This is a genomic window from Methylobacterium sp. E-046 (assembly GCF_022829625.1).
In the GTDB taxonomy this organism is placed as follows: Bacteria; Pseudomonadota; Alphaproteobacteria; order Rhizobiales; family Beijerinckiaceae; genus Methylobacterium; species Methylobacterium longum.
Genome location: NZ_JAKSYP010000295.1, coordinates 22751 through 32957, shown reverse-complemented (window position 1 = coordinate 32957; position 10207 = coordinate 22751). Strand labels below are relative to the sequence as shown.

Sequence of the window (10207 nt, the reverse complement as noted above, 5' to 3'; positions counted from 1 at the left end):
GTCCATGCGCCCGACCACCACCATCGCGGGGGCGTGGGTGGTCAGCGTGATGTACGCGAAGGTGGACAGGCCGAACGCGAAGGCGATCGGCACGCCGGAGAAGACCAGCGCGCCGACGCCGAGGACGAAGAACAGCAGCAGATTGAGGTTGCCGAGGTCCATCAGCCAGGGCTGGAGGGCCACGAGTCCGGCGGCGACCGCGGCGCCGAGCACGAGCGCCCCCGCGGTCAGCTTCCAGTCGGCCGTCTCCAGGAGCCGGATCGCCGCGACGAGCAGCATGAGGCCCAGCCCGACCGGCAGGGCGGCGGCGCGCCACGCGTTGTTCAGCTCCAGCGCGGGCGTCTGGACGAAGGTCTCCTCGCTGGCGAACTCGAAGGCCGGCTCCAGCAGCAGCGCCACGAAGATCAGGCCCGCCACCAGGGCGACCGTCTCCAGGAAGGCGCGCAGGCGCGGCCCGCTCATGGCCACGAAGGCGGTCATCCGCATGTGCTCGGCGCGGCGGAAGGCGACCACGGCGCCCAGCATGGCGAGCCACAGGAACAGGATCGAGGCGAGCTCGTCCGACCAGACGAGGGGTTCGCGGAACACGTAGCGGCTCACGACGCCGCCGAGCAGCACCGCGATCTCCGCGAGCACGAGCAGCGCCGCCGGGATCTCCACCAGATGGCCGAGGCCGTCGTCCAGCCGGCGCAGCCAGGTCCGGGCGCGCAGGGGCGGGCCGGACGACTCAATTCCTGCCGTCGTCTCGACGGCCGCGATATCGATCTGCATGGCGCCCTCCCGTCGGGGCCGGTCCCGTGCCGTCGCCGGCGGGAACAGCCCCAAATGTGTCGTCTCGTATGTCCAGCGGTGCGTCTCGGCGCGCCTTCGTTCTCCGATACCGCTTTTCGATCCGGCGGGAAGCGCTTCAGGTCAGTTTGCCCGACACGTCCTCAAGATGCGACCAGGCCGCGTCGCCGTACTTGGTTTTCCAGTCCCTGTAGAAGCTCGTCCGCCCGAGGGCCTCGCGGAACCGCGCCCGGTCGACGTCGATGAAGGTGAGGCCCTTGGCGGTGAGGCCGTCCCGGAGGGACACGCTGAGCTTGGCGACGTCCGCGCGCTGGTCGGTCGCGGACCGGTCGAGTTCCCGCGACACGACCTGGCGCAGCTCCTCGGGCAGCCGCTGCCACGCCCGCTTGTTGCCGAGGATCCAGTAGCCGTCCCAGACATGGCCGGTCAGGCTGCAGAATCTCTGCACCTCGTAGAGCCGCGCCGTGGCCGTGATGGCCAGCGGGTTCTCCTGGCCCTCGACCACCTTGGTCTGGAGCGAGGAGTACAGCTCGTTGAAGTTGATCGGGGCCGCCCCGGCGTCGAGCGCCTTGAACAGGGAGGTGAGCATCGGCGCCGGCGGGACGCGGATCTTGAAGCCCTTCAGGTCCTCCGGCGTCCGGATCTCGCGGGTCGAGGAGGTGATCTGCCGGAAGCCGTTGTCCCAGACCTTGGAGACGGTCAGGATCGGCGTCCTGGCGATCTCGGAGCGGACATAGGTGCCGAGGCCTCCGTCCATCGCCGCCCAGACGGCGTCGTAATCCTTGAAGGCGAAGCCGGTGTTCGGCAGGCTCGCGGCCGGCACGAAGGTGGCCAGGATCGAGGTCGCGAGGTTGAAGAACTCGACGCTGCCGTTGCGCACCTGCGCCAGCAGGTCGGTGTCCGAGCCGAGCTGGTTGGCGGGGAACAGCTTGATCTCCAGCCGGCCGTTCGTGGCCTCGCGGATGCGGTCGAGGGCCTCCTGCGCCCGGACGTTGACCGGATGGGTCGGGTCCTGGCCGGTGGCCAGCTTGTAGGTGAACTCGGCGGCCTGCCCGCGCCGGGTGAGGATGCCGAAGGCCGGCAGGGCCGCCGCACCCACGAGCAGGCTGCGGCGGCTGAGACGCGTGTCGCGCATGGTTTCACTCCCTGGGTGGTCCGGGTCCCGCGATCCCCGCCGTTGCCCGCCGGTGGATCCTGGGTCCCGCGTTCAGTCCGGGGCGGTCGAGCCCCGGTGGCGCGCGTCCCTCGCGGACGACTGTGCGGACGGCGGCGCGTCGTCGCCGTTCAGCAGGCGGTAGGCGCGCACCACCTGGCTGTCGTCGGCGGCGCCGTCGCCGCGGCCGGAGGTGGAGACGAAGAGCTGGTGGGCGAGCGCCGCCAGCGGCAGCGCCGCCCCGGCGCCGCGGCCGGCCTCCAGCACGATGCCGAGGTCCTTCACGAAGATGTCGACCGCGCTGGTGACCGTCGGCGCGTCCTCCAGCATCCGGGGGCCGCGGTCGCGCAGCATCCAGCTCGCCGCCGAGGAGCCCGAGAGGATCTCCAGCACCACGTCGAGATCGACCCCGACGCGTCCGGCGAGCGCCAGCGCCTCGGCGGCCGCCGCGATGTGGACGCCGCACAGGAGCTGGTTGACGGCCTTGACGGTGGCGCCCTGTCCTGGGCGTTCGCCGACCTGGAAGATGCGGTCGCCCAGGGCGTCGAGGACGGGCCGCAGGGCCGCCAGCGTCCCGGCGGGCGCGGCCGCCATGATGGTGAGCGTTCCGGCCCGGGCGCCGACGACGCCCCCCGAGACGGGCGCGTCGACGAAGCGGCGGCCGGCCGCCGCGACGCGCCCGGCCAATCGCTCCACCGATTGCGGCGGGCAGGTCGCCATCAGGACCACGAGGCCGTCCGGCGCGAGGGCGTCGAGGGCCCCCTCGGTGAACAGCACGGCCTCGGCCTGCGCGGCGTTCACCACCATCAGGAGGAGCGCGTCGGCGCCGGCGGCGGCTTCCGCTGGGGTCGCGATCGAGGTCCCGCCCGCGGTCGCGAGGGCCGCGCGGCCCTCGGGCCGCAGGTCGTAGCCGCGGACGTCGAAGCCCGCCGCGACCAAGTTGGTCGCCATCGGCAGGCCCATGGCGCCGAGGCCGATGAAGGCGATGCGGCTCAGATCCGTGCTCACAGCCATGCCCGGATGCTCCCCGCCATCGCGGCGGCCGAGATGCCGTAGCGGTCGTGGAGCGTCGGCAGGGCGCCGGCCTCGAGGAACTCGTCCGGCAGGCCGATCTGGCGGAAGCCGCGCCCCGGCATCACCCCCGCGCGCATCAGGAGGCCGGCCACCGCCTCGCCGAGGCCGCCGATCACGCTGTGGTTCTCGGCCACCACCACGAGCCGGCCGCCGCGCCCGGCCTCGCGCAGGATCGTCGCCGTGTCGAGGGGCTTGATCGTCGGTACGTGCAGGACCGCGACGTCGACCCGGTCGTCGCGCAGGGCCTCGGCGACCTCGAGGGCGCGCATGGTCATCAGGCCCGACGAGATCACCAGCACGTCGCGGCCGTCGCGGATCGTCTTGGCCTTGCCGAGTTCGAACGTGTAGCCGTACGCGTCGAGGACCAGCGGGACGTTCCCGCGCAGGAGCCGGAGGTAGACCGGCCCCTGGTGGGCGGCCATCGCGGGGACGACCTGCTCGATCTCGTGGGCGTCGCAGGGATCGATGATCGTGAGGTTCGGCATCCCGCGGAAGATCGCGAGATCCTCGGTCGCCTGGTGGCTGGGGCCGTAACCGGTGGTCAGGCCGGGCAGCGCGCAGGCGATCTTGACGTTGAGGTTCTCCTCCGCGATCGCGAGGCAGATGAAATCGTAGGCGCGCCGGGCCGCGAACACCGCGTAGGTGGTGGCGAACGGCGTGAAGCCCTCCCGCGCGAGGCCCGCGGCCGCGCTCATCAGCAGCTGCTCGGCCATCCCCATCTGGTAGAAGCGCTCGGGGTAGGCCTGGGCGAAGATGTGCAGGTCCGTGTACTTCGACAGGTCCGCCGAGAGGCCGATGATGTCGGGCCGCGTCCCGGCCAGTTCGACCAGGGCGTGGCCGAACGGGGCGGGCTTGGTGCGCTGGCCGGGCGCCGCCAGCGAGGCGATCATCGCCGAGGTCTTGGCGCCGCCGCCCGCGCGCGGGGCCGGCTTCTCGTACTTGGAGCGTCTCACTTCACCCTCCCCTCGTCCAGGATCGCCAGGGCCCGCTGCCACTCGTCCGGCTCGACCCGCAGGAAGTGATTGCGCTCGCGCGCTTCGAGGAAGGGCACGCCCTTCGCCATGCGGGTGTCGCAGAGGATGATCCGGGGCTCGGGCCCCGGATGGTGCCGGGCGGCGTCGAAGGCCTTCACCAGCGCGTCGATGTCGTTGCCGTCGACCCGCTGCACGAACCAGTTGAACGCCGCGAATTTCGGCGCCAGCGGCTCGAAGTTGAGCACCCCGGTGGAGGCGCCGTCGGCCTGCATGCCGTTGACGTCGACGAGGCCGATCAGATTGTCGAGCTTGAACGATCCGGCCGACATCGCGGCCTCCCAGGTCGAGCCCTCGTCGAGCTCGCCGTCGGAGAACAGGTTGTAGATGAAGCTCTTGGAGCCCTTCCGCTTCAGCCCCAGCGCCATGCCGACCGCGATCCCGAGCCCGTGGCCCAGCGACCCGCCGGTGATCTCCATGCCGGGCGTGTAGGCGGCCATGCCGGACATCGGCAGGCGGCTGTCGTCGCCGCCGTAGCTCGTCAGCTCGTCCTCGGGGATGATCTCCGCCTCGATCAGCGCGGCGTAGAGGGCGATCGCGTAGTGGCCGATCGACAGGAGGAAGCGGTCGCGACCCTCCCATTCGGGGTCCCCGGGCCGGTAGGCGAGGGCGTGGAAGTAGCTCACCGCCAGCACGTCGGAGATGCCGAGCGCCTGGGCGATGTAGCCCTGGCCCTGGACCTCGCCCATGCGCAGGGCGTGGCGGCGGATGCGGTAGGCGCGCTCGCTGAGCGGCACGTTGGACCCGGCGCGGGGCCGTTCGGTCGAGGCTTCGGACGAGGCTTCGGGCGAGGCCCCGGTCGATGATCCTGTCGGCAGTCCCGTCGTCATGGCGGCCCCCTCAGTGGATCAGCATGCCGCCGTTCACGTCGATCACCGCGCCGGTGATGTACGTGGACAGGTCGGAGGCCAGGAACAGGCAGGCGTTGGCGACGTCGTCGGCGACGCCGAGGCGCCCCAGCGGGATGCCCTTGGCGATCTCGACCTTCAGCTCGGGGGTGAGCTTGCCGCCGGTGATGTCCGTCTGGATCAGGCCGGGGGTGACCGCGTTCACCCGCACGCCGTCGGGGCCGAGTTCGCGGGCCATGGCCTTCTGCAGGCCGAGCACACCGGCCTTGGCGGCCGAGTAGTGCGGGCCGCCGAAGATGCCGCCGCCGCGCTGGGCGGAGACCGACGACATGCACACGATCGCGCCCGAGCCCTGCTGGCGCATAGCGGGGATCACCGCCTGGCTCATGTAGAGGGTGCCGCGCAGGTTCACGTCCGTGACCGCGTCGTAATGCTCCGGCCCGATCTCCATGATCTTGAGGGGCTGGGTGATGCCGGCGTTGTTGACGAGCACGTCGATCCGGCCGAGGCGGGCCACGATCTCGTCGGCCGCCGCCGTGCAGGCCGCCCGGTCGGTGACGTCGCAGGCCAGCCCGACATGGCCGGAGCCGAGGTCGCGGGCGGCGGCCTCGGCCTGCCCGGCCTCGAGGTCGAGGATCGCGACCCGGGCGCCGTGGCGCGCGAAGAGCCGCGCGGTGGCCTTGCCGATGCCGCGGGCGGAGGCCGCCCCGGTGATCACGCAGACCCGATCGTTCAGCAGCATGGATTCCTCCCGGTGACCCGCGACGGCGCGGGATCGAACCTGTCGTCACGACGGAGGGTGCGGCGGGCCGGCGACCGCGATCCTGCGGATCGTGCGGCCTGCGGCGTCTCCTCCCGTCTGTCTCGTTGGGATGAATGTGACGGCGCGGGACGCCCGCGACAAACGCGGAATTTGCACGCCCAGGTGAATCCCGCTCACCTCGGAGCGGTCAGGCGAGATCCGGGCTGAGGTCGATCGCGAGTTCCCCCGCGAGCCAGCGGGCGAAGACCCGGAGCGGCGCGCGGCGCCGGGCGTCGGCCGGGCAGACGAAGTGATGCCCGACATACGCGATGTCCTGCGCGCGGCCGGCCAGCGGCGCGACGAGGCGGCCGGCCGCGACCTCCCGCTCGGCGAGGCGGGTCGTTTCCAGGGCGACCCCGAGCCCGTCCGCGGCGGCCGCCAGGGCCAGGAAGCTCCGGTCGAAGCGGATCGCCGCGGACGGCGGCGGCGGCAGCCGGTTGTGCTCGAACCAATGGGTCCAGCGCACCTGCTTGTTGTCGCTCTGGATCAGCGTGTGCGCGCGCAGGTCGGCGGGTTCGCGGATCGTGGCGGCCCGGGCGGGATCGCAGAGCGGCGTCACCGTCTCCAGGCCCAGCGGCATGCGCACGAGGCCCTCCCCGCGGGGCGGCCCGTAGACGATGTCGGCGTCGAACTCGTCGGTGATGAAGCGGGCGTAATCCATGCCGGCGGCCAAGCGCACCTCGAAGCCCGGATGGGCGCTGAGGAAGCGGGCGAGCCGCGGCGCCAGCCACTGCGCGGCGAAGCTCGGGGCGCAGTGCAGCCGGAGGAGCTGCGGCCCCCGGTTCGCCACGAGGTCGAAGCCGCGGTTGAGCTCCGCGAAGGCGCGTCCGACATGGTCGCACAGCGCCTCCCCGGCCGGGGTCGGCGCGATCCCGGGCCCGGCCCGCTCGAACAGCGAGACGCCGAGCATCGCCTCCATCTTGCGGATGGCGTGGCTGACGGCGCTGGGCGACAGGTTCAGCTCGCCCGCCGCGGCCTTGAACGAGCGCCGCCGGGCGGCGGCCTCGAAGATCCGGATGGCGGAGAGGGGCACGGTCGGGGTCATCCGCGTCAGGATGGGCCCGGACCCGGGGGCTGGCAATTTCGATCGCGGCCCGATCGTGACTCCGGTGGGCGTTCATCGCCCGTCCCCCCAGGGTTCGCGGGCCGCCCCGCCGTCGGGCGTCCGGACCTCACGGGGTATCGCGGAGGAACGCCCGGATGAGATCGGCCACCTCGTCGGGCCGCTCCTGCTGAACCCAGTGCCCGGCCCCCTCGACGCGGTGAAAGCCGGTCATGTTCGTGCAGGCCTGATGGCGCATCGCCTCGACCGCGCCCGGTGTCTGGTAGACGCCCCAGTCGCTCCGGCCCGCGATGAAGCACGACGGCACGTCGAGGGTGCGGCCCGCGAAGGCGCGCAGGTCGTCGACGCAGGCGGCATCGGTGTAGCGGCGGTAGCCCTGCAGCCCCCCCTGGAAGCCGGTCCGCGCGTATTCCGCCACGTACACGTCCAGCTCGGGATCCGTGAGCCACGCGCAGGTCCGGATCTGGTCGGCGGACGGCATCTCGGGCGCGACCGTCGCCGCCATGCCCCGGTCGCGGTCCATGATGTAGTAGGTCGGAAGCTGCGCGAATTCCTCGGCCGCGCGGGATCCCAGCGGCCGGGGCGCGTTGTCCGGCCAGTCGGCGCTCTTCGCGTGGTAGTAGGCGCGCAGGAAGTCCCGCAGACCCTGCGGCGCGCGCAGCATGTCGTCGTTCGCCTCCCGGGTCCTGTACCAGCGCTGGTAGAACTTGCGCGGGCGCGGCAGGCCGGCCAGCGCCGCGTCGAGGGCGTCGTCGCTCTCCGCGGGCGCGGCTCCGGCCCCTGCGGGAAGGGCCGGCGGCCCCGCGAACGGGGCGCTCATCATCACGACCGAGCGGAAGACGTCCGGCCGGATGAGCCCGCACCAGCCGGCGGCGGGTGAGCCGGCATCGTGGCCGACCACGCAGGCCACCTGCCGGTGCCCCAGGGCGGCGGCGAGCGCCAGGGTATCGGTGACGACGTTGAGGAGGCCGAAGGGATGCGTGTTCGCCGCGTAGGCCGGATCCCATCCGGTCGTCCTTCCGTAGCCCCGCTGGTCGGCGGCCGCGACGTGGAACCCGGCCTGCGCCAGCGGCAGCATGATCTTGCGCCAGCTGTAGGCCAGTTCCGGGAAGCCGTGCAGGAGCACGACGAGCGGCCGGCCGGCCGGCTCGAACCCCGCCTCCAGCACGTGGACGGTGAGGCCGTTGATCCCCGGCAGGAGGCGCGACCGGATGCCCGCCGGCAGCGTCCCGTTGCCGTACGCCGCCGACGCGGCCCTCACGGCTTCCTCGTCCCTCACGGCTTCCTCGTCCCTTGGAGGCATGGACCGCCTGCCTGTTCGTGACGCGCGCGCGCCGGCGGACGCGCGGCTCCTTCGGTCGCACGTGACCGGGATGCGGCCGCGATGTCCAGAGGCAGGTGCGGACAGCGGCGCCGGAGGCACGTCCATGATCACGCCGGGCCGCCTCGGCTGATCGGGGAGGATCCGCACGAAGAGCGCGCTACTGCGGGCTTCGCGCGTGGGCCGCGGACAGGTGTCGCCGCTCGGGCCCTTGGCGGCCGTACACCCGACCTCCTGAGATGAGCCTGCCCGTTTGGCCGCCCGATCTTGCTCTGCGCGCTCCGCCGCCGGGCGGGCCGGGGCAGCGGCACGGCCGGGCCGATCCCGGGCGCGGGGCCGCGCGGGCGCCTGTTCTGGTCGTCTCGAATCCGGCCGTATCCGGACGGCGACCTGCGCGAGGCGGTGCGCCGGATGGTCGGCGCGCCCGCGGTTCGTGGATCCGCATGATGCCCCTCCGCAGGCCCGGGCTCGGCTGGCCCCGCAGATCGGCATGCTCCCGGCGCTTCCGGGATCGCCCGAGGCGGCGCGGCCGGGCCGGCTGAATCCGGTCCGGCAGGCCGCCGTCTTCGAGCACGGATGCGCCTCCGCGTCCGCCGACCGCGTCGGCCCCGGCGTTCAAGGGCGGCGGATCTGACGCCGCCCGGGGGCCGGACTCCCGCGAGCGGCGCGCGTCAGCCCGTCTCCGTGCGGCGGGCGGCGTCCTGGCGGGCCGCCCGCGCGAGGGCGATCAGCTCGGCGGCGGTCGATTCGCCGCTCAGGCCCGGCTCCCCGCCGGGGCCGGCCAGCAGCAGGATCGGCGGCGCCGTCGGGACCCGAGGCCGCCGCGCGCGCCCCTGCCGGCGCGGGATCCTGCGATCGGTCGGTTCCACCATCACGCCACCCAGGTTGAAGCCCGACGCCGCCGGCGTCCCCGGCCTGCCTTGCGCCTCAGACGGCCTCTTGCCCGCCCTTGAGGCCCGGCACGGCGGCCAGGCGACGCTCACCGTGTCTCCGGCGCTCAGCGCGGGCGCGGCTGCGGCACGGTGATGGTGACCAACCGGCCGGTGATCGGATCGAGGATCGTCATGGGCGCTCCCGGGGTTCGAGCCCCATGGCGAACCTGAATTGTGGTTTAACCTTGGCCGATGGCCGGGCCGTAAACAGATTCCGCTGCTCATGTTCCCGCTTCCAGATTGGAATACACCGAATCCACAGCATGGATATTCCTCAGGCTCGCTCATCGACGACCTGAAGATCCTATCGCGCTGGAGACGGCGCCCGCCCCGGCGGGGACGGATCCGGTCGAGGGGCGGCGTGCGCCCGGCCGGGTTCCGGGGGCCGGCCCCGGGCGCCACGCGATCGAGAACGCCTCGAGGACCTCCATTAACCTCGAGGGCCGCGAGGGCACGCGCCCCCGCGCCGGACCGGCGTCCCCTGCGGCGGCGCGCGTTCTACACCGACATCCACCGGAGCACGTCGGCCTCCACCATCCCGGCCCGGGGGCCGGCCAGCACCACCTGCCCGCGATCCATCACCGCGTAGGAATCGCAGAGGTCGCGGGCCCACTCGAAATACTGCTCGACCAGCACGATCGCCATCTCGCCCTTGCCGCGCAGGTACGTGATCGCCCGGCCGATATCCTTGATGATCGAGGGCTGGATGCCCTCGGTGGGCTCGTCGAGCACGAGGAGCTTCGGCCGCGTCACCAACGCCCGGGCGATGGCGAGCTGCTGCTGCTGCCCGCCCGAGAGGTCGCCGCCGCGCCGGTGCAGCATGTCCTTGAGCACCGGGAACAGGTCGTAGATCTCCCCCGGGACGTGGCGGTCGCGGCGCTTGAGCGGCGCGAAGCCGGTCTCGAGGTTCTCCTTGACGCTGAGCAGCGGGAAGATCTCCCGCCCCTGGGGCACGAAGGCGATGCCGGCGCGGGCCCGGTCGTAGGGGGCAAGCCCCTGGATCGGCCGGCCGTCGAGGCGGATCGCGCCGGAGCGCACCGGCTGCTGGCCGACGATCGCCCGCATCAGCGAGGTCTTTCCGACACCGTTGCGGCCCAGAACCGTCGTGACCCGCCCGGCCTCGGCCGTCAGCGAGACGCCGCGGAGCGCCTGGGCGGCGCCGTAATAGAGGTCGATGTCTTCGACGGAGAGCAT

At 72.7% G+C, this 10207-nt stretch carries 10 protein-coding genes; all 10 read right to left on the bottom strand.

Features of this window, described 5'->3' with window-relative positions; genetic code table 11:
• The coding region (locus MKK82_RS33795; protein ID WP_243988101.1) for a TRAP transporter small permease at positions 1 to 771 on the bottom strand (771 nt) is incomplete at its 3' end.
• 136 nt (positions 772 to 907) lie between these two features.
• Entirely contained in the window at positions 908 to 1924 is a 1017-nt protein-coding gene (locus tag MKK82_RS33790) for a TRAP transporter substrate-binding protein (protein ID WP_238292480.1), read from the bottom strand.
• A gap of 72 nt (positions 1925 to 1996) precedes the next feature.
• A complete protein-coding gene (locus MKK82_RS33785; protein ID WP_243988100.1) occupies positions 1997 to 2956 on the bottom strand; it encodes an NAD(P)-dependent oxidoreductase in 960 nt (319 codons plus the stop codon).
• Complete coding sequence (locus MKK82_RS33780) at positions 2947 to 3969, bottom strand: transketolase family protein (RefSeq protein ID WP_238292483.1); 1023 nt, start codon at positions 3967 to 3969, stop codon at positions 2947 to 2949. Before MKK82_RS33780 ends, MKK82_RS33785 begins: the two co-directional genes overlap by 10 nt.
• Complete coding sequence (locus MKK82_RS33775) at positions 3966 to 4877, bottom strand: transketolase (RefSeq protein WP_243988099.1); 912 nt, start codon at positions 4875 to 4877, stop codon at positions 3966 to 3968. Before MKK82_RS33775 ends, MKK82_RS33780 begins: the two co-directional genes overlap by 4 nt.
• Positions 4878 to 4887: 10 nt before the next feature.
• Positions 4888 to 5637: an SDR family NAD(P)-dependent oxidoreductase gene (locus MKK82_RS33770; protein ID WP_243988097.1), complete on the bottom strand. Its 750-nt coding sequence runs from the start codon at positions 5635 to 5637 to the stop codon at positions 4888 to 4890.
• A gap of 208 nt (positions 5638 to 5845) precedes the next feature.
• Positions 5846 to 6742, bottom strand: coding sequence for a LysR substrate-binding domain-containing protein (locus tag MKK82_RS33765; protein WP_243988095.1), 897 nt, complete (start codon positions 6740 to 6742; stop codon positions 5846 to 5848).
• Positions 6743 to 6869: 127 nt separating this feature from the next.
• The gene (locus MKK82_RS33760; RefSeq protein ID WP_313902133.1) at positions 6870 to 8039 is read right to left on the bottom strand and encodes an alpha/beta hydrolase; all 1170 of its coding nucleotides are present in this window, start codon (positions 8037 to 8039) and stop codon (positions 6870 to 6872) included.
• 713 nt (positions 8040 to 8752) lie between these two features.
• The gene (locus tag MKK82_RS33755; protein WP_243988093.1) at positions 8753 to 8953 is read right to left on the bottom strand and encodes a hypothetical protein; all 201 of its coding nucleotides are present in this window, start codon (positions 8951 to 8953) and stop codon (positions 8753 to 8755) included.
• 558 nt (positions 8954 to 9511) lie between these two features.
• Entirely contained in the window at positions 9512 to 10207 is a 696-nt protein-coding gene (gene urtE, locus MKK82_RS33750) for an urea ABC transporter ATP-binding subunit UrtE (RefSeq protein ID WP_243988092.1), read from the bottom strand.

Excerpts from the sequence above, each read along its gene's own strand:
- MKK82_RS33775 (WP_243988099.1), bottom strand. The coding sequence starts at position 4,877 with ATGACGACGGGACTGCCGACAGGATCATCGACCGGGGCCTCGCCCGAA.
- MKK82_RS33770 (WP_243988097.1), bottom strand. The coding sequence starts at position 5,637 with ATGCTGCTGAACGATCGGGTCTGCGTGATCACCGGGGCGGCCTCCGCC.
- MKK82_RS33790 (WP_238292480.1), bottom strand. The coding sequence starts at position 1,924 with ATGCGCGACACGCGTCTCAGCCGCCGCAGCCTGCTCGTGGGTGCGGCG.
- MKK82_RS33785 (WP_243988100.1), bottom strand. The coding sequence starts at position 2,956 with ATGGCTGTGAGCACGGATCTGAGCCGCATCGCCTTCATCGGCCTCGGC.
- urtE (WP_243988092.1), bottom strand. The coding sequence starts at position 10,207 with ATGCTCTCCGTCGAAGACATCGACCTCTATTACGGCGCCGCCCAGGCG.
- MKK82_RS33765 (WP_243988095.1), bottom strand. The coding sequence starts at position 6,742 with ATGACCCCGACCGTGCCCCTCTCCGCCATCCGGATCTTCGAGGCCGCC.
- MKK82_RS33755 (WP_243988093.1), bottom strand. The coding sequence starts at position 8,953 with ATGGTGGAACCGACCGATCGCAGGATCCCGCGCCGGCAGGGGCGCGCG.